At 67.3% G+C, this 19201-nt stretch carries 21 protein-coding genes; 13 read left to right on the forward strand and 8 right to left on the reverse strand.

Annotated features, from left to right (window positions below; genetic code table 11):
- Positions 1-40 precede the first annotated feature (40 nt).
- Genes ACV22V_RS04870 through ACV22V_RS04895 form a run of 6 tightly spaced genes read right to left on the reverse strand, consistent with a single transcriptional unit; the run spans position 41 to position 4348 of the window.
- Positions 41-382 carry a gamma-butyrobetaine hydroxylase-like domain-containing protein gene (locus ACV22V_RS04870; RefSeq protein WP_448013159.1) on the reverse strand — a complete coding sequence of 114 codons (342 nt, stop codon included), beginning with the start codon at positions 380-382 and terminating at the stop codon, positions 41-43.
- A complete protein-coding gene (locus tag ACV22V_RS04875; protein WP_448013160.1) occupies positions 379-1374 on the reverse strand; it encodes a HEAT repeat domain-containing protein in 996 nt (331 codons plus the stop codon). The genes ACV22V_RS04870 and ACV22V_RS04875 overlap by 4 nt, the downstream gene beginning before the upstream one ends.
- A 17-nt stretch (positions 1375-1391) precedes the next feature.
- Entirely contained in the window at positions 1392-1565 is a 174-nt protein-coding gene (locus ACV22V_RS04880; RefSeq protein ID WP_156441394.1) for a hypothetical protein, read from the reverse strand.
- Positions 1566-1578: 13 nt separating this feature from the next.
- On the reverse strand, positions 1579-1824 hold the full coding sequence (locus tag ACV22V_RS04885; protein WP_059529554.1) for a 4Fe-4S dicluster domain-containing protein: 246 nt from the start codon (positions 1822-1824) through the stop codon (positions 1579-1581).
- 17 nt (positions 1825-1841) lie between these two features.
- Positions 1842-3581, reverse strand: a complete 1740-nt coding sequence (locus ACV22V_RS04890) for a fumarate reductase/succinate dehydrogenase flavoprotein subunit (RefSeq protein ID WP_448013161.1) — start codon at positions 3579-3581, stop codon at positions 1842-1844.
- Positions 3578-4348, reverse strand: coding sequence for a GntR family transcriptional regulator (locus ACV22V_RS04895; protein WP_448013162.1), 771 nt, complete (start codon positions 4346-4348; stop codon positions 3578-3580). Before ACV22V_RS04895 ends, ACV22V_RS04890 begins: the two co-directional genes overlap by 4 nt.
- A gap of 307 nt (positions 4349-4655) precedes the next feature.
- Between ACV22V_RS04895 and ACV22V_RS04900 the strand changes: the two genes are divergently transcribed.
- The 12 genes from ACV22V_RS04900 to ACV22V_RS04955 all read left to right on the forward strand — a co-directional run bounded on the left by ACV22V_RS04900 (position 4656) and on the right by ACV22V_RS04955 (position 15457).
- Positions 4656-5873 (forward strand): MFS transporter, encoded by a 1218-nt coding sequence (locus tag ACV22V_RS04900; protein ID WP_448013163.1) that lies wholly within the window; start codon positions 4656-4658, stop codon positions 5871-5873.
- A 273-nt stretch (positions 5874-6146) separates the two neighbouring features.
- A complete protein-coding gene (locus tag ACV22V_RS04905) occupies positions 6147-6548 on the forward strand; it encodes a DnaJ family domain-containing protein (protein WP_009694817.1) in 402 nt (133 codons plus the stop codon).
- Positions 6545-7126: a tRNA adenosine(34) deaminase TadA gene (tadA, locus tag ACV22V_RS04910; RefSeq protein WP_059529566.1), complete on the forward strand. Its 582-nt coding sequence runs from the start codon at positions 6545-6547 to the stop codon at positions 7124-7126. The genes ACV22V_RS04905 and tadA overlap by 4 nt, the downstream gene beginning before the upstream one ends.
- Positions 7127-7231: 105 nt before the next feature.
- Positions 7232-8173: a muramoyltetrapeptide carboxypeptidase gene (gene ldcA / locus ACV22V_RS04915; RefSeq protein WP_448013164.1), complete on the forward strand. Its 942-nt coding sequence runs from the start codon at positions 7232-7234 to the stop codon at positions 8171-8173.
- 308 nt (positions 8174-8481) lie between these two features.
- Positions 8482-9186 carry a GntR family transcriptional regulator gene (locus ACV22V_RS04920; RefSeq protein ID WP_059599950.1) on the forward strand — a complete coding sequence of 235 codons (705 nt, stop codon included), beginning with the start codon at positions 8482-8484 and terminating at the stop codon, positions 9184-9186.
- Positions 9187-9335: 149 nt separating this feature from the next.
- Positions 9336-10820, forward strand: coding sequence for an NCS1 family nucleobase:cation symporter-1 (locus tag ACV22V_RS04925; protein WP_448013165.1), 1485 nt, complete (start codon positions 9336-9338; stop codon positions 10818-10820).
- A gap of 10 nt (positions 10821-10830) precedes the next feature.
- On the forward strand, positions 10831-11667 hold the full coding sequence (locus ACV22V_RS04930) for an aspartate/glutamate racemase family protein (RefSeq protein ID WP_448013166.1): 837 nt from the start codon (positions 10831-10833) through the stop codon (positions 11665-11667).
- A 150-nt stretch (positions 11668-11817) separates the two neighbouring features.
- A complete protein-coding gene (gene puuE / locus ACV22V_RS04935) occupies positions 11818-12771 on the forward strand; it encodes an allantoinase PuuE (protein WP_059529581.1) in 954 nt (317 codons plus the stop codon).
- Positions 12768-13289, forward strand: a complete 522-nt coding sequence (gene uraD / locus ACV22V_RS04940) for a 2-oxo-4-hydroxy-4-carboxy-5-ureidoimidazoline decarboxylase (RefSeq protein ID WP_059529583.1) — start codon at positions 12768-12770, stop codon at positions 13287-13289. The genes puuE and uraD overlap by 4 nt, the downstream gene beginning before the upstream one ends.
- 61 nt (positions 13290-13350) lie before the next feature.
- Complete coding sequence (alc, locus tag ACV22V_RS04945; RefSeq protein WP_059693511.1) at positions 13351-14364, forward strand: allantoicase; 1014 nt, start codon at positions 13351-13353, stop codon at positions 14362-14364.
- Entirely contained in the window at positions 14361-14873 is a 513-nt protein-coding gene (locus ACV22V_RS04950) for an ureidoglycolate lyase (RefSeq protein ID WP_059529590.1), read from the forward strand. Before alc ends, ACV22V_RS04950 begins: the two co-directional genes overlap by 4 nt.
- Before the next feature lie 173 nt (positions 14874-15046).
- The gene (locus ACV22V_RS04955; RefSeq protein WP_059698608.1) at positions 15047-15457 is read left to right on the forward strand and encodes an ACT domain-containing protein; all 411 of its coding nucleotides are present in this window, start codon (positions 15047-15049) and stop codon (positions 15455-15457) included.
- Between the two features lie 102 nt (positions 15458-15559).
- Here ACV22V_RS04955 and ACV22V_RS04960 read toward each other — a convergent pair whose 3' ends face one another.
- A complete protein-coding gene (locus tag ACV22V_RS04960) occupies positions 15560-16753 on the reverse strand; it encodes a urate hydroxylase PuuD (RefSeq protein WP_059698607.1) in 1194 nt (397 codons plus the stop codon).
- 53 nt (positions 16754-16806) lie between these two features.
- Entirely contained in the window at positions 16807-17160 is a 354-nt protein-coding gene (gene uraH, locus ACV22V_RS04965; RefSeq protein ID WP_011657188.1) for a hydroxyisourate hydrolase, read from the reverse strand.
- A 512-nt stretch (positions 17161-17672) separates the two neighbouring features.
- Between uraH and ACV22V_RS04970 the strand changes: the two genes are divergently transcribed.
- Positions 17673-19085 (forward strand): 8-oxoguanine deaminase, encoded by a 1413-nt coding sequence (locus tag ACV22V_RS04970; protein WP_448013167.1) that lies wholly within the window; start codon positions 17673-17675, stop codon positions 19083-19085.
- Positions 19086-19201 lie beyond the last annotated feature (116 nt).

A 19201-nucleotide genomic window follows, 5' to 3' on the forward strand; every position in this document is an offset into this window, starting at 1 on the left:
GCCGAAGCGGGCGGCCCGATGCGAGTCGATTCGTCGGCGCTCAGTCCGCTGGTCGTCCAAACGCGAGCACATCGCACGATGCGATGCCCGCATCCGGCTCGTCTCTGCCCAGTTCCGCCAGATATGGCCACGGATAGATGCCGCGCGCGTGACCGTCGCCGAACAGCAGGCGGATGCCGTAACCGGCCGCTTCCACCCCGTTCAGCGTCAGGTCGGGCGGCGCGTCGACTTGCCTGCCGTCGAGCCGGATCTTCCGGCACGCGGCGCATGGACAATCGCCGCGCAACCTCGCAAAGCCGATACGCTGCGTGGTGCCGTCCGGCCAGCACAGCGTCAGCGCACGAGTCGCATGATCGAGACGAATCTCGGCCGGCGGCGTCATCGTGCATCTCCTCCAATCTGCGCGATGGCGATCCGCACGGCCTTGCGTACTTCGGGATCGCGATCGTCCAATGCGTCGCGCAGCGCGGGCAGCGTCGCGGGATCGCGCAGTTCGCCGAGCGCGAGTGCGGCCTCCTTGCGCAGGTTGCTGATCGCATGCGACAGCAGCGCGGCGACGGCCGGCGCCGCGGCGGCGTCGCGCAATTGCCCGAGTGCGCGCACCGCACGCAGGCGCACCTGCCAGTAATCGTCATTGAGCGCGGCGACGAGCGGCGCGCGTGCGACCGAGACACGCAGCTTGCCGAGCGTCGCGGCCGCTTCCTCGCGTACCTGCCATTCGGCGTCGCGCAGCGCGGCAAGCAACGCGTTGACGACGACCGTGTCGCCGGACGCCGCAAACCCGACCGCGCCGACCGCGATGCGCCGCACGTCCGCATCCGCGTCGGTCGTCGCGATGCGTGCGAGCGGCGACAACGCGCGGACGTCCTTGAGCCAGCCGAGCACGGCGACGGCTTCGGCGCGCACGGCTGCCTGCGGCGCGTCGAGCGCGTGCAACGCAGGCGCGAACGCGTCGGGGTCGCGCAGTTCGCGCAGCGCGCGCAACGCGGCGCCGCGCACGAACGGCTCGGCGTGTTCGGCCCAGCGGCACAGCACGGCACCGGACGCGACATCCTTCAGTTCGGACAGGCTGCGTGCCGCGGTCGCGCGCACGTCGTCGTCCGGATCGAGCAGCGCGTGGCACAGCGTGTCGACGACGTCGGGCTGCTCCCAGGCGGCGAGCACGCGCGCCGCTTCGCCGCGCACGTCGGCGGCCGGATCGTCGCGCAGTGCCGCAACGAAGATCGGCACGAGATCGGGATCCTCGAGATCGGCGAGTTCGAGCAGCGCGATGCGGCGCACGGATGCATCGGGCGCCGCAACACGCGCGACGAGCGCGGCGAGGTCTGAAGCGTGCGCGCCAGGTAGCGGGAAAGCAGGGGAGGAAGCGGTCATGGGCAAAATTCGGAGTATTAACGATGCGTAAGAGGCGTGACGAACGACACGGTCGCGCCGATCCGCGACCCAATGGCGCGCAGCAGCGTCCGCATCATGCGGCGCCTCTGCGTGTCGAGCACGCCGAACGATTCATCCATCGGCAGCATGCGCGGCCGGATGATCGGCACACGCGCGATGTCGATGCACACGCGGTCCGCCGGGTCAGCGCAGCAGGTATGGGATGTCGACCTTGACCGCGCCGGTCGGGCAGTCGCGTTCGCACGGCATGCAGTACCAGCATTCGTCGAACTGCATGTAGGCCTTGCCTTTGGTCACGTCGATCGCGAGCAGGTCGAGCGGGCATACGTCGACGCAGACGGTGCAGCCCTTGTCGGCGATGCAGCGATCCTCGTCGATCGTCACGGGCGCGCTGCTGCGCAGAAAGATGTCTTGCGGGGTATGGGGCACGGTCAGGCTCCTCGGAGTCAGAGGGCGGCCGCGAGGGCGGCCGGTTCGCGGATGCGCAGGTGAGCGTAGGCGCTGCGTTCGTCGTCGGCGAGCGGCACGACATAGGGCTCGACCGGCCGCTTCTCGCTGCGCATCGTGCCGTCGGCATCCTTGCGCAACCATGTGTGGCAGAACCATTCGGCGTCTTCGCGATGCGGAAAATCGACGCGATGGTGATATAGCCCCCAGCGGCTCTCGGTGCGGAAGAGCGATGCACGCGCGGCCATTTCGGCGCAGTCGCGGATCGCGCGCACTTCGGCCGCGCGCATCAGTTCATGAGGGTGGTTCGCCTTGAGTTCTTCGATATCCTCAATAATGGCGTCGAAACGTTGCAGCCCGATTTCCATCTTGCGCGTCACCTTCGGCGGTTGCAGATAATCGTTCACCATGCGGCGCAGCTTGTATTCGACCTGCGCCGGCGCGAGGCCACGCTCGCGCGTGAGCGGCGCGAGCACGCGGGTGCGTTCGGCCGCGACCTGTTGGTCGTCCACCGGCGCGTGATCGCGGCCGGCCACGTAGTCGGCCGCGTTCTGCCCGGCGAACCAGCCGTAGGTGAACGCGCCGAGCATGTAGTTGTGCGGGACGGCCGCCATGTCGCCGGCCGCGTAGAGCCCCGGCACGGTCGTTTCGGCGCGGGCGTTCACGTACACGCCGGACGCGCTGTGGCCGCTGCAGAAGCCGATCTCGGAGATGTGCATCTCGACCATCTGATGCCGGTAGTCGGTGCCGCGTCCTGCGTGGAAGCGACCGCGGCTCGGCCGCTCGTTCGTGTGCAGGATCTGCTCGATGGTCTGGATCGTTTCCTCCGCGAGGTGGTCGAGCTTCAGGAACACCGGGCCGTTGCCGCTTTGCAGCTCCTGGTAGAACTCCCACATCATCTGGCCGCTCCAGTAGTCGCACTCGATGAAGCGTTCGCCCTTGCCGTTCGCGGTGAAACCGCCGAGCGGGCCGGTCACGTACGCGCACGCCGGGCCGTTGTAGTCCTTGATCAGCGGATTGATCTGGAAGCATTCGAGGTTCGCGAGCGCCGCGCCGGCGTGGTACGCCATCGCGTAGCCGTCGCCCGCGTTGGTCGGGTTTTCGTACGTGCCCATCAGGTATCCGGACGCCGGCAGCCCGAGACGGCCGGCGGCGCCGCAGCACAGGATCACGGCCTTCGCGCGGATCACGTGAAAATCGGCCGTGCGGCAGTCGAAGCCGAGCACGCCGCTCGCGCGGCCTTGCGCGTCGGTCAGCACGCGCGTCGCGACGATCCTGTTCGTGATCGCGATGCGGGCACGTTTCAACTGCCGGTACAGCACCTTCTTGATGTCGTGACCTTCCGGCATCGGCAGCACGTACGAACCCATGTGGTGGACCTTCTTCACCGCGTAGTCGCCGGTGCCGTCCTTTTCGAACTTCACGCCCCAGCGGTCGAGTTGCTCGATCGTCGCGAAGCTGTGCGTCGCATACGCATACACGGCTTCCTGGTCGACGATCCCGTCGTTGGCGATCGTGATTTCGCGCGTGTACTGCTCGGGCGTCGCGTGGCCGGGAATCACCGCGTTGTTCAGGCCGTCCATCCCCATCGAGATCGCGCCGCTGCGCTTCACGTTGGCCTTCTCCAGCAGCAGCACGCGCAGCGACGGATCGCGCTCCTTCGCCTTGATCGCCGCCATCGGGCCGGCCGTGCCGCCGCCGACCACGACGATGTCGTATTCGAGTACATGGGTGTTCATTGCGGATTCCTTAAGGGTTGGTGCGTTTTCTGCCGGTCGATGCGCAGCCGGTACTGGAACGCGTCGCCGCGGAAGTACAGGTGTTCGTAGTCGATTGGCGCACCGGACGCATCGTGCGTCAGGCGCTCGATCCACAGCACGGGACTGCTTTCCTCGACGCGCAGCGCATCGACGATTTCATCGTCGGCGAGGATCGCGTCGATCGACACGTCGGCGTGACCGAGCGGCACGCCGCAGTCGTTCTCGAGAATCAGGAAGATGTCGCGGGTTGCGAGATCGGCGCCCGCGAGCCGCTTGCCGAGCGCCGCGGGCACCCACGTCTGCTCGAGCGACACGGGCTCGCGGTTCAGCAGCCGCACGCGGCGGATCTCGACGAGCGGCGCGCCTTCCGGCACGTTCAGCTTCGTCGCGAGATGGCGGTCGGCCTTCACGGTGCGAAAGCTGCGCAACTGGTTGACGATCTCGTAGCCCATCGACGACATCGCCTCGGCGAAGCCCTGCAGCGACGTCACGTTCTGGAACGCCTTCGGCTTCGACACGAACGTGCCCTTGCCGTGCAGCCTGAACAGCAAGCCTTCCTTCTGCAGGTCGCCGAGTGCCTGGCGCACCGTGATGCGGCTCACGTCGAACATCGCGCAGAGTTCGTGCTCGGACGGCATCCTGCTGTGCGGCGCATAAGTGCCGTCGAGGATACGCGTGCGCAGCGTGTCCTTGATCTGTACGTAGAGCGGAGCCGCCGATAGCGGCACGACGTTGGATGAGGTCATCGGTCAACTTGTCATGACAAGAGGACTCGAGTGTAGTGACCGCGCTCGCGCGCCCAAACCAACGATTTCTGATTTCGACTTTCCGATTCCGGAAAAGCGGGGGCGGCTGCGTGGCTGAGGTTCGTCCGGATCTGCCGCTTGTCGGCTGCCCGAATCGGCAGACAATCGGAGATTCGCGCTCGCATGTGCCGCGCATGTCGATTTCACGCCGCGTCGTTCGTCGTATCGATGTCGACCGGATTCGCGACGGCGTCCGCAGTCCGGTTCCTCATCGATGCCTGACCGACAGAGAGAAAGGAGGTGCCAGATGCCTGATTCCCGCTATCGCTGGGTGATCGTCGCCGCGGGCGGCCTGATGGGCTGCATCGCGATCGGCGCGATGTTTTCGCTGCCCGTGTTCCTGCGGGCCATCGCACGCGACACCGGCTGGTCGATGACCGGCATTTCCGCCGCGATGACGCTCGGCTTCATCGCGATGGCCTTCGCGAGCATCGGCTGGGGCAGCCTGTCGGACCGGATCGGCACGCGTGCGGTGGTCGTGACGGGCGCCGTTCTGCTGTCGGCGAGCCTGGCGCTTGCGAGCCGAGCGCCGTCGCTGCTCGCGTTCCAGCTGATTTTCGGGCTGGCCGTCGGCAGCGCGACGGCCGCGGTGTTCGCGCCGATGATGGCCTGCGTGACGGGCTGGTTCGACACGCACCGCAGTCTCGCGGTGTCGCTGGTGTCGGCCGGCATGGGCATGGCGCCGATGACGATGTCGCCGCTGGCGGCGTGGCTCGTGTCGGGCCACGGCTGGCGCACGTCGATGCTGCTGATCGCCGCGCTCGCGGCCGCCGTGATGATTCCGGCGTCGCTGCTCGTGCGCCGTGCCCCCGCGCTCGACGGGCCGCACGCCGAGCCGGCGCCGGCCGGCGGGCCCGGGGCCGCGCCGCTGTCGGTCGGCGGCGCGCTGCGTTCGCCGCAGTTCATCGTGCTGCTGCTGACCAACTTCTTCTGCTGCGCGACGCATTCCGGCCCGATCTTCCATACGGTCAGCTACGCGGTGACGTGCGGGATTCCGTTGATCGTCGCGGTGTCGATCTACAGCGTCGAGGGGCTCGCCGGCATGGGCGGGCGCATCGCGTTCGGGCTGCTGGGCGACCGCCTCGGTGCGAAACGCATGCTGGTGGCGGGGCTGCTCGCGCAGGCGCTCGGCGCGCTCGGCTACTACTTCGTGCGCACGCTCGACGGGTTCTACGCGGTCGCGATGCTGTTCGGTTTCATCTATGCGGGCGTGATGCCGCTCTATGCGGTGCTCGCGCGCGAGAACTTCCCGCTGCGGATGATGGGCACCGTGATCGGCGGCTGCGCGATGGCCGGCAGCCTCGGGATGGCGGCCGGGCCGGTCGCGGGCGGTTTGATCGTCGATGCGCTGGGCAGCTATGGCTGGCTGTACCTCGGATCGTTCGCGATTGGCATCGGCGCGTTCCTCGTCGCGATGATGTTCCGCCCGTTTCCGAAGGCGCGGTCGCACGTGGTCGCCGCATGACCCGGCAGTCGCGAAACGGCGATTTCTGCGGGATGACGAACGCCGACCGACCCGGGCGAAAATAAAAAAACAGGGCCGGACGTCGCCCGCGCGGACGACGCCAAATCGGCGCGGAGCCTGCTGCGGCGCAGCACAGCGGCAAGTCGTGGCGATCGGCGCGCATGCGCGCCGATTCGGCCCCTAAAAACACAATATCGAGCATACCTTCGAAGGGCCTGTCATACGCACGTCACCCTGCTAGAATTCGGCTGCCGCATTTGTTCCGATTGACTGATGAGATTGCTTGACGCACTGGTCGAACAACGCATTGCCGCCGCCGCCGCGCGGGGCGAGTTCGACGATTTGCCGGGTACCGGCGCGCCGCAGGCGCTGGATGACGACCTGCTCGTACCCGAGGAGGTGCGGGTGGCCAACCGTATCCTGAAGAATGCGGGCTTCGTGCCGCCGGCCGTCGAGCAACTGCGCGCGCTGCGCAACCTGCAGGACGAACTGCAGGCGGTCAGCGATCGTGCCGCGCGCTGCCGGCTGCAGGCGAAGATACTCGCCCTCGACATGGCGCTCGAATCGCTGCGCGGCGGCCCGATGGTGATGCCGCGCGACTATTGCCGGCGCATCGCGGAACGTCTGTGCGAGCGCGGGCTCGACGACGCGTCCGCCGAAGCGGGGCCGATGTGAGCGCCGACGCGCTGCACGACGCCGCAGCCGGATCGGCCGCAGCTCCCGATTCCCCCGTTCCCGAAGCCGTGCCCGTGTCGGCGCGCGATCTGCATTTCATGCGGCTCGCGCAGGCCGCCGCCGAAGAGGCGCGCGCGGCCGGCGAAGTGCCGGTCGGCGCGGTGCTCGTGCGTGGCGACGAGGTGATCGCACGCGGCTTCAACCATCCGATCGGCGGGCACGACCCGTCGGCCCATGCGGAAATGGCCGCGTTGCGCATGGCCGCTCAGCATTTGCAGAATTACCGGATGCCCGGCTGCGAGCTGTACGTGACGCTCGAGCCGTGCCTGATGTGCGCGGGCGCGATCATGCACGCGCGCATCGCGCGAGTCGTCTACGGCGCCGCCGATCCGAAGACGGGCGCGTGCGGCAGCGTGATCGACGCGTTCGCGAATCCTCAGCTCAACCACCATACCGACGTGACCGGCGGCGTGCTCGCCGACGAGTGCGGCGCCGCGCTGAAGTCGTTCTTCGCGGAGCGCCGTCGCGCGCTGCGTGAGGCGCGGCTCGCACGCGACGCCGAATCCGGCGCGCCGTAACCCCTGCCGCGCCCGTCGCCCGGAGCGGGGCGGGCAGCACGGTTCCGTGAACCGGAGACGGTTCGGACCCTCTAAGCAGGTTTGACGATCCCGATACCTTTCGCCATGTCCCTCCAGCCCGCTGCGTCCTACACCATCCGCCTGCTGGCGCCGTCCGGCTACCCGCACGACCCCGACGCGATCAACCGCGCGCTCGAGCGCCTGAGCGGCTCGCAACATCGCATCGAGAACATCGAGGCGACGCAACGCCGCTTCCAGCGATTCGGCGGTACCGACGGCGAGCGGGCCGGCGACCTGAACCGCCTCGCGGATCCGGAGCGCGCGCTGCCGGACATCGCACTCGCGGTGCGCGGCGGCTACGGCGCCGCACGCATCCTGCACGGGCTCGACTATCGTGGGCTCGAGCGCCGCCTGCGCGACCAGCCGATCGCGCTCGTCGGCCACAGCGACTTCACCGCGATCCAGCTCGCGCTGTACGCGAAGGCGCGCATCAAGACGTTCGGCGGCCCGATGCTGTCGGCCGATTTCGGCGCGGAAACGCCGAGCGATTTCACGATGCAGCACTTCTGGTGGACGTTGTCGCAGCCGACCACGACGATCATCGCCGAGGCGGCGCCGCAGGTGCAGACTGTGAACGTGACGGGCACGCTGTGGGGCGGCAACCTGGCTATCCTCACCTCGCTCGTGGGCACGCCGTACATGCCCGACATCGAGGGCGGCATCCTCTTCGTCGAGGACGTCAACGAGCAGCCGTTCCGGATCGAACGGATGATCTACCAGTTGCACCTGTCGGGCGTGCTCGCGCGCCAGCAGGCGCTCGTGCTCGGCCAGTTCACGGGTGCGCGGCCGTTCGAGTACGACAACGGCTACGACATGCAGGCGATGATCGACCAGGTGCGCTCTGTGGTCGGCATTCCGGTCGTCACGGGGCTGCAGTTCGGCCACGTTCCCGACCTGCTGACGTTGCCGTTCGGTGCGCAGGCGCAGCTCGTCGCGAATGCGCACGGTTTCCGGCTCACGCTGTCGGACTATCCGCATCTCGGCTGAGCCGGGCAGGGACGATCGAAAGGCGGGGCTTCCCGCCTTTTTCTTTAAGTAAACGCGCAACTAACGGTCATAAATTTTTGTCGCCGTCGATCGGGTTGGTGGCAGCGCGTGCACCAGTTTTGTCAACAAAATGACCGGAAGGGTATACACCGTGAGCCGCGATGGAAAAGCAGCAGAGGCTTGTCATGCCTGGATTTGGTGTGCCGCGCACCGCTCTGATACAGGGGAATGCACGCAGATTGTGCGCATTCCGGGAAAAGAATTGTTGACAATCTTTATGTCCGTCCTAGGATGAGGACCATCACGCGATGCAGAACATGAACGACTCCGATACCCATCCGTCCGGCGCTGCCGGTCCCGAAGCGATCGCCGAGCGGATCCGCACGGCGATCCTCGAGCATCGGCTCGCGCCCGGCGCGAAGCTGACGGAGGCGCAGCTTTGCGACGTGTTCGGGGTGAAGCGCGGCACGATCCGGCAGGCGCTCTCGCAGCTCGCGGCCGACAAGCTGGTCGATCTCGAGCCGAATCGCGGTGCGTTCGTCGCGAGTCCGACGCTGCAGGACGTGCACGAGGTGTTCGAGATGCGCCGGATCATCGAGCTGGCCGTCGTCGAGCGGCTCGCGACGGGGCCGGGCGCGAAGCGGCTGAAGGGCGTTGCGGCGCTGATCGACAAGGAACGCAAGGCGTTCGAGCGGCACGATTTCGCGGCGTGGATCCGCCTGTCGGGCGAATTCCACACGGCGCTCGCGGCGCTGACGGGCAATGCGACGCTCTGCGAGTGCCTCGACGGGCTCGTCGCACGCTCGACGTTGATGTCGGCGCTGTATGAATCGCACGGACGCAGCCCGTGCTCGTGCGACGACCATGACGAGATCCTGACCGCGCTGGAAGCGGGCGATTCGAAGCGGGCGGTGACGCTGATGGCGCACCACCTGCAGCATGTCGAACTGAAGATGCTGGACCGGCCCGCGCAAGGGCAGGTCGATTTGCGCGAAGTGTTCGGCGGCGCCTGAGCGGCGACGCGAATCCGGCTGCGCGCCACACGACAAGAGCAATGCAGGCCGGCGGTTTGCACCGCCGGCCGCCAGTCCGACTCCGGGCGATGATCCGGAGCGATATCGATGACGGTGGAGCGGCTGATTGGCCGCGTCAAGGAGAAGTCATGGCTCAGTTCAGTGTGGCGCACGACAGCGCGTATCCGGCGGAAGAAGGCGGCGAGGGCGGTGGACCCGTGTTGCCGGACGGTTACAGTCAACGTTTGTACAACAAAGATTTGGCACCCCTTAAGAATCAGACTTGGGGCGCCTACAACATCTTCGCGTTCTGGATGTCGGACGTGCACAGCGTCGGCGGCTACGTGTTCGCGGGCAGCCTGTTCGCGCTCGGGCTGACGAGCTGGCAGGTGCTGATCGCGCTGATCGTCGGCATCACGATCGTGAACCGGCTGTGCAACCTGATCGCGCGGCCGAGCCAGCAGATCGGCGTGCCGTATCCGGTCGCGTGCCGCGCGACGTTCGGCGTGCTCGGCGCGAACGTGCCGGCCGTGATCCGCGGGCTGATCGCGATCGCGTGGTACGGCATCCAGACCTATCTCGCATCCAGTGCGCTCGTGATCGTCGTGCTGAAGTTCTTTCCGCAATGGCTGCCGTATGCGGACGTCCATCGCTATGGCTTTCTCGGGCTGTCGGCGGTCGGCTGGGCCGGCTTCATGCTGCTGTGGGTGCTGCAGGCGCTCGTGTTCTGGAACGGGATGGAGACGATCAAGAAGTTCATCGACTTCGCGGGTCCGGCCGTCTACGTCGTGATGTTCATCCTGGCCGGCTACATGGTGTGGCGCGCGGGCTGGCGCAACATCGGCATCAACCTCGGCGGCGTCAAGTATCACGGCGCGGAAGTGATTCCGGTGATGATCACGGCCGTGTCGCTCGTCGTGTCGTACTTCTCCGGGCCGATGCTCAATTTCGGCGACTTCTCGCGCTACTGCCGCTCGTTCGGCGACGTGAAGCGCGGCAACTTCTGGGGGCTGCCGGTCAACTTCCTCGCGTTCTCGCTCGTCACGGTGATCACCACCGCCGCGACGCTTCCGGTGTTCGGCGAACTCATCACCGATCCCGTCGAGACGGTCGGCCGCATCGACCATCCGACCGCCGTGATCCTCGGCGCGCTGACGTTCACGATCGCGACGATCGGCATCAACATCGTCGCGAACTTCGTGTCGCCCGCGTTCGACTTCTCGAACGTCGCGCCGCGGCTGATCAGCTGGCGCGCGGGCGGGATGCTCGCGGCCGTCGCGTCGATCTTCATCACGCCGTGGAACCTGTTCAACAACCCGGCCGTGATCCACTACACGCTCGACGTGCTCGGCGCGTTCATCGGCCCGCTGTACGGCGTGCTGATCGCCGACTTCTACCTCGTCAAGCGCGGCCGGCTCGTGCGCGACGACCTGTACACGATGTCGGAGCGCGGCACCTACTGGTACACGGGCGGCGTGAACCGCCGCGCGCTCGCCGCGCTGCTGCCGGCCGCGGTGATCGCCGTCATCTGCGTGATGGTGCCGGGCTGGCAGGCCGCCGCGAACTTCTCGTGGTTCATCGGCGCCGGGCTCGGTTTCGTGTTCTACCGGCTGCTCGTGCGCACGAAGGCCTGAGGAGCGCGCGATGAAGATCAAGCTGATCAATCCGAACACGACGCAGCGGATGACCGATGCGATGGACCGCTGCGCGCGTGAAATCGCGGTGGCAGGCACCGAGATCGTCGCGGTGAGCCCGCCGATGGGGCCGCCGTCGATCGAAGGCTATTACGACGAGGCGCTCGCGACGCCCGGGCTTCTGGCCGAGGTCGCGCAGGGCGAGCGCGACGGCTGCGACGCGTACGTGATCGCGTGTTTCGGCGACCCGGGCCTTTATGCGGCGCGCGAACTCGCGCGCGGGCCAGTGATCGGGATCGCCGAGGCGGCGATGCATGCGGCGAGCGTGCTCGCGCCGGGCTTCTCGGTCGTCACGACCCTCGCGCGCACCTGCGGGATGGCGTGGCATCTCGCCGAGCGCTACGGGATGAAGCGGTTCTGCCGCAACGTGCGGGCGACCGACGTCGCGGTGCTCGAACTCGACCGGCCCGGTTCGGCCGCGCGGCGGATCATCGTCGACGAATGCCGGCGCGCGCTCGACGAGGACGGCGCCGACGCGATCGTCCTCGGCTGCGCCGGGATGGCCGAATTCGCGCACGAGATCGAGCAGCAGATCGGCGCGCCGGTCGTGGAAGGCGTCACGGCGGCCGTCAAGTGGGCCGAGGCGCTCGTCGCGCTGCGCCTCGCGACCGCGAAGCGCGGCGACTATGCGCGGCCGCTGCCGAAACGCTACGACGGCGAATTCGCGCGTTTCAGCCCGCCGGAGGACGCGCCCGCGCCCGCGTCGGCCGCCGCCACGGCGCGAAGCGGGAGCGCCGCGTCGGAACCGGTCCCGAATTTGCCGCAACCGCACATACACGCCGTCTGACATGCACTATCTGCGCCGCTGTATGGGCGCGTATGAACGTTTTCGCTACACTGGGCCGTCATCGCATCGGCCCGTGCGGCCGGCCTCCGGCACCCGCGCGGGTCGATGCGAACCCATTACTTCAGCAAGCTTTCGCCGCACTTCGAACCCATGTCACTCGATCCCAACTATCCTCGCGACCTGATCGGCTACGGCCGCCATCCCGTGCAGGCGAACTGGCCCGGGCGTGCCCGCGTCGCCGTGCAATTCGTGCTGAACTACGAGGAGGGCGGCGAGAACTGCGTGCTGCACGGCGACCCGGGCTCCGAGCAGTTCCTGTCCGAAATCGTCGGCGCGGCCGCGTATCCGGATCGCCACATGAGCATGGAATCGATCTACGAATACGGGTCGCGTGCCGGCGTGTGGCGCATCCTGCGCGAATTCGAGAAGCGCGGGCTGCCGCTGACGGTGTTCGGCGTGGGCATGGCGATCGAGCGTCATCCTGAACTCGCGCGCGCATTCGTCGAGCTCGGCCACGAGATCGCGTGCCACGGCTGGCGCTGGATCCACTACCAGAGCATGACGCCCGAGCTCGAGGCCGAGCACATGCGCCTCGGGATGGAAGCGATCGAGCGCGTGACGGGCGAGCGTCCGCTCGGCTGGTACACCGGCCGCGACAGCCCGAACACGCACCGTCTCGTCGCGGAATACGGCGGCTTCCTGTACGACTCCGACAACTACGGCGACGACCTGCCGTTCTGGATGGACGTCGAGGTGTCGGGCGGCGGCACGTCGCCGCAGCTGATCGTCCCGTACACGCTCGATACGAACGACATGCGCTTCGCGACGCCGCAGGGCTTCAACACCGGCGACCACTTCTTCGACTACCTGCGCGACGCGTTCGACGTGCTGTACGCGGAGGGCGACGACGCGCCGAAGATGCTGTCGATCGGCATGCACTGCCGTCTGCTCGGCCGGCCGGGACGTTTCCGCGGGCTGCAGCGTTTCCTCGATCACATCGAGAAGCACGATCGCGTATGGGTGACGCGCCGTGTCGATATCGCGCGTCATTGGCGTGAACATCATCCGTATCAGCCCAATCATCGAAACGAAGGGAAAGCATGAAGGCGATGCGTTACACGTTGGAGCAACTGAACACGATGGCGCCGAGCGCATTCGTCGCGGCGCTGTCGGGGATCTTCGAACATTCGCCGTGGGTGGCCGAGGTCGCCGCGGGCGAGCGGCCGTTCGTGAGCATCGACGCGCTGCACGAGACGATGTCGAACGCGGTGGAGACGGGCGGCGAAGCGCGCCAGCTCGCATTGATCAACGCTCACCCGGAGCTGGCCGGCAAGGCCGCCGTGCGCGGCGAGCTGACAGCCGAGTCGACCCGTGAGCAGAGCGGCGCAGGTCTCGACCAGTGCACGCAGGAAGAGTTCGACAAGCTGCTGACGCTGAACCGCACGTATCGCGAGAAGTTCGGCTTCCCGTTCATCCTCGCGGTGCGCGGCTACGACCGGCACGGCATCATCGCGAACTTCGAGTCGCGCGTGAATCATTCGCGCACCGAGGAACTGCGCGCGAGCCTCGACCAGATCTACCGGATCGCGCGCTTTCGCCTCGACGACCTGATCGACGCCTGACACCTCGCGACGGCCTGCTGCGTCGCGGCGGCCGATCGCATCACTGAAACAAGGAAACATCATGGCTGTTCCGCTTCTCGATCCCGACGCCCCCGACTTCACGCGGCGCTACGTGAACCTCGCCGACCCGCGCCTCGGTGCGCAGGCGCTCGAGGCCAGCGACGATTTCTTCGCGCCGAAGGACCGGATGCTGAACCCCGAGCCGGCGGTGTTCATCCCCGGCAAGTACGACGACCACGGCAAGTGGATGGACGGCTGGGAGACGCGCCGCAAGCGCACGACGGGCTATGACTGGTGCATCGTCAAGCTCGCGCGGCCGGGCGTGATCAAGGGCTTCGACATCGACACGAGCCACTTCACCGGCAACTTCCCGCCGGCCGCGTCGATCGAGGCGGCATACGTGGCCGACGGCGCACCGACGCATGCGACGGAATGGGTCGAGATCGTGCCGTCGACGACGCTGCAAGGCAACAGCCATCACTATGTCGAAGCGCGCGACGCGCGTGCGTTCACGCACCTGCGCGTGAACATCTATCCGGATGGCGGCATCGCGCGCCTGCGCGTGTATGGCCAGCCGCAGCTCGACTGGGCCGGCGCGAGCGCGACCGAGCAGTTCGACCTTGCGGCGATGGAAAACGGCGGCTACGTGGTGGCCGCGAACAACCAGCATTTCGGCGTCGCGTCGAACCTGCTGCTGCCGGGCCGCGGCGTGAACATGGGCGATGGCTGGGAAACCCGCCGCCGCCGCGAACCGGGCAACGACTGGGCGATCATCGCGCTCGCGCAACCCGGCGTGATCCGCAAGATCGAAGTCGATACCGCGTTCTTCAAGGGCAACTATCCGGACCGCTGCTCGATCCAGGCCGCGTACGTGTCGGGCGGCACCGACAGCTCGCTGATCACGCAGTCGATGTTCTGGCCGGTGCTGCTCGGCGAACAGAAGCTGCAGATGGACAAGCAGCATTACTTCGAGCACGAGATCGCATCGCTGGGCCCGGTGACCCACGTGCGCCTGAACATCATTCCGGACGGCGGCGTGTCGCGCCTGCGTCTGTGGGGGACGCTCGACAAATGAAGACGCTCGCAATCGAACCGCTGACCAAGGACGCGTTCGCGCCGTTCGGCGACGTGATCGAAACGGACGGCGCGAAGCAGATTCCGATCAACCTCGGCACGACGATCCGCTTTCACGATCTCGCGAAGGTCGACGTGACCGACGAAGACGGCCGCACGCTCGTCAACCTGTTCCGCGGCCAGCCGCGCACGCTGCCGTTCGAGGTGAAGATGCTCGAGCGTCATCCGCTCGGCAGCCAGGCGTTCGTGCCGCTGAACGACCAGCCGTATCTCGTCGTCGTCGCGCCGGCGGGCGATCTCGATCCGTCGAAGATCCGCGCATTCGTGACGAGCGGGTGGCAGGGCGTGAACTATGCGAAGGGCGTGTGGCATCACCCGCTGATCGCGCTCGGCGGCGTCAGCGACTTCATCGTCGTCGATCGCGGCGGCGACGGCCTGAATCTGAACGAGCAGGACCTGCAGGAATCGCTGTGGCTCACCGAGGACGCGCTGGATGCACTGACGGCCTGAGCAGCATTTCGGCAGTACCGTTTCATCGAAGAGACCCGCGCGATCTGCGCGGGTTTTTTTATGCTCGCCGCGCGCACTGGCCCATGACGTTGCCCCTACGTCGAAGACGTCGATCGCGTGCTATCGTGCCCGCATCGCCACCGCACGACGCCCGGTTCCCGGGCCGTACCACGATGAGCCAACCTGAAAACGACCTCGCGATCCTGTTGCGCACGATGCAGCCCGAACTGCATCGCGGTGCGTTCGCGTTCGTCGCACTGCCGGCCGATGCCGACATATCGTTATCCGAAGCGATTGCAACGTTCCGCGAAACGGAAGGCATGACCGTCGTCGTCGACGAGGAAACGGCCGCACGTCGCGGCTGGCCGGTGCTGTTCCGCGCCGCGTGGATCACGCTGACGGTGCATTCGGACCTCGCGGCGGTCGGCCTGACGGCCGCGTTCGCGAGCGCCCTCGGCGCGGCCGGCATCAGCTGCAACGTGATGGCCGCCGCGTATCACGATCACATCTTCGTGCCGTTCGACGACGGCCCGCGTGCGCTCGACGCGCTCGTCGCGCTGCAGCGCGACGCGATGCGAAGCTAGCGGGAGACACGTTCCGCGCGGGTAAAAAAACGGGCCCGTTTCCGGGCCCGCGAACGGAGAGGACTGCACCGTCCAACCAAGCGGCGGCCGGCGCAGGGCGGCTTACTTGACCGCGCCGCCCTCGAACCAGGCGGCGAGCTTCACGCGCTCGTCGTCGGTCATGTGCGTGACGTTGCCGATCGGCATCGCCTTCAGGCGCACGGCCTGTTCGTAGATGCGTTGTGCGTTCTTCGACACCTCGTCCGGCGTGTCGAACATCACGCCGGCGGGCGCGCTGCCCATCAGCGTCGGCTTCGACGAGTGGCACTCGACGCAGCGCTGCTGCAGGATCGGCATGATGTCGTTGATCACGATCTTCGGTGCGTTCGCCGCCTGCGCTTCCGGTGCGACCGGCTTCGGCATCGTCCACACCAGTGCGCCCGACAGCAGCGCGACGCCGCCGATCGGCAGGTACCACAGCTGCTTGCCGCGGTGACGCATCACGAAGAACTGACGGATCAGCGCGCCGGCCAGCATGATCAGCACGAGCACGACCCAGTTGAACTTGTTCGTATACGTCATCGCATAGTGGTTCGACAGCATCGCGAACACGACCGGCAGCGTGAAATACGTGTTGTGCACCGAACGCTGCTTGCCGCGCTTGCCGTAGATCGGGTTCGGCTCTTCGCCCTTGAGCATCTTGTCGACCATCTTGCGCTGGCCCGGGATGATCACGAAGAACACGTTCGCCGACATGATCGTCGCGAGCATCGCGCCGACGATCAGGTACGCCGCACGGCCCGAGAAGATGTGGCACGCGAGGTACGCGGCGACGACGACGTAGAGGCCGACGCAGATGCCCAGCACGCGATCGTTGGTGCCGAGGATGCGGCACAGCGAGTCGTAGACGATCCAGCCGGCCGCGAGGAAGCCGAGGGCGGACGCGACGGCGACCACGGGGCCCATGTCGAGCACGCTCTTGTCGATCAGATACGTGTTCGGTGCGAGCAGGTACAGCACGAAGAACAGCGAGAAGCCCGACAGCCAGGTCGTGTACGACGGCCACTTCGACCAGTGCAGGTCATCCGGCATTTCCGGCGGGGCGACCGTGTACTTCTGCATGTTGTAGAAACCGCCGCCGTGGACGTGCCACAGCTCGCCGAACACGCCGCGCTTGCGCTGGTTCGCGTCGGTCGGCGGTTTCAGGCTGTTGTCGAGCGCGACGAAATAGAAGGACTCGCCGATCCACGCAATGGCGACGATGACGTGCAGCCATCGCAGCGCGAGGTTCAGCCAGTCGGTGATGAAGCCTTCCATGAAACTCCTCCAGACTCAGATCGTTGTCTTTGATGCGGGCGCCGATGCGTGTGTCAGCTGCCGCGATAGGTGCTGTACGACCACGGCGACACGAGCAGCGGCACGTGGTAGTGCGACGCGGTGTCGGCGATGCCGAAGCGCAGCACGACGCGGTCGACGAAGCGGGGTTCGGGCACCTTCACGCCGAGCGACGCGAAGTAGTCGCCGGCATGGAACACGAGTTCGTATTCGCCGGCGGCGAGCGCGGCGCCTTCGAGCAGGGGTTCGTCGCAGCGGCCGTCGCTATTGGTCAGCACGGTCTTGATCGCGCGGCGCGATTCGCCGTCCAGCGCGTAGAGGTCCACCTTGATGGCAGCGCCGGGGCGACCGTGTGCCGTATCGAGTACGTGGGTAGTGAGCTTTCCCATTCGCAATTGTCCTTGTGTGAATGCGAGGTTCGGCGGCGACTCGATCCATTGACTGTGCGGCGGATCGAGGCTCCACGTCACGTGGCTACATACCCGTCGGCGAGAGTGAAGCGAGCGCCGTGCAGGCATTGTAAAAAGGTTCCCCGCGCAAATACGGGCGCGATATCAAAGATAATGCGCCGCGCATGAACCGCTGTCGACGCCCCGCCGGAAGCCGCCGGCGGCCCAGGATTCCGGCGCCTGCCGGGGCCGCGCGCGGCGTACCATATCGAATCCGTGAAGCGCGGTATTCCGGATCGCGCATTGTGCGTTGCGCGCGCTTGGGCGATGCTCCGGCCGTGCGCGTCGGGCCGTAGGCCCGCGCGTACCCCGAAGACGGCATTCACGCCGGGTAACCGGGCCAGCGCGTTCGAACGGACGCAGGCACCGGGGCGTGCCGCGAATCAGCGTTCGAACGGCCTTGTGACGGTCTCCGGGAGCGGCTCCCGGGGGCAGAACGACGCGGAGAACGCATGAACCTCGAGCAGCACGCCGGCGCACGCGCGCCGCACCCATCCTCATCCCGCCCGACGACCCTGCTGGTCAAGCACGCCGACGTGCTCGTGACCATGGACGACACGCGTCGCGAATTGCGCGACGCGGGCCTCTATATCGAAGACAACCGGATCGTCGCGGTCGGCCCGAGCGCCGAGTTGCCCGATACCGCCGACGAAGTGCTCGACCTGCGCGGCCACCTCGTGATCCCGGGGCTCGTGAACACGCATCACCACATGTACCAGAGCCTCACGCGGGCGGTGCCGGCCGCGCAGAACGCCGAGCTGTTCGGCTGGCTCACGAACCTGTATCGGATCTGGGCGCACCTGACGCCCGAGATGATCGAGGTGTCGACGCTGACCGCGATGGCCGAGCTGCTGCAGTCGGGTTGCACGACGTCGAGCGATCATCTGTACATCTATCCGAACGGCAGCCGGCTCGACGACAGCATCGGCGCCGCGCAGCGAATCGGCATGCGCTTTCACGCGAGCCGCGGCGCGATGAGCGTCGGCCAGCGCGACGGCGGGCTGCCACCCGATTCGGTCGTCGAGCGCGAGCCCGACATCCTGCGCGACGCGCAGCGCCTGATCGAGACCTATCACGACGAAGGTCGCTACGCGATGCTGCGGATGGTGGTCGCGCCGTGCTCGCCGTTCTCGGTGAGCCGCGGCCTGATGCGCGACGCGGCCGTGCTGGCGCGCGACTACGGCGTGTCGCTGCACACGCACCTGGCCGAGAACGTCAACGACATCGCGTACAGCCGCGAGAAGTTCGGGATGACGCCCGCCGAATACGCGGAAGATCTCGGCTGGGTCGGCCACGACGTATGGCACGCGCACTGCGTGCAGCTCGACGATGCGGGCATCGGCCTGTTCGCGCGCACCGGCACCGGCGTCGCGCACTGTCCATGTTCGAACATGCGGCTCGCGTCGGGCATCGCGCCCGTCAAGAAGATGCGTCTCGCGGGTGTGCCGGTCGGGCTCGGCGTCGACGGTTCCGCGTCGAACGACGGCGCGCAGATGGTCGCGGAAGTGCGGCAGGCGCTGCTGCTGCAGCGGGTCGGTTTCGGGCCCGACGCGATGACCGCGCGCGAGGCGCTCGAGATCGCGACGCTGGGCGGCGCGAAGGTGCTGAACCGCGACGACATCGGCGCGCTGAAGCCCGGCATGGCCGCGGACTTCGCCGCATTCGACCTGCGCCAGCCGCTGTTCGCGGGCGCGCTGCACGATCCGGTCGCGGCGCTCGTGTTCTGCGCGCCGTCGCAGACGGCGTACACGGTGGTGAACGGGAAGGTGGTGGTGCGGGAAGGGCGGCTCGCGACGCTCGACCTGCCGCCGGTCATCGAGCGTCACAACGCGTTGGCGCAGGCACTCGTGGAGGCGTCGCGCTGACGCATCGATGTGAAGGCCGCGCCGCGCGCCGCGGATCGGGCGCGCGGTGGCGGTGGCGGCCGCCACACGCCGCGCATCGCACGGGGCCGCACCGCGACGGCATGGCCGGCGCGTGC

Source organism: Burkholderia sp. AW33-5 (assembly GCF_053427615.1).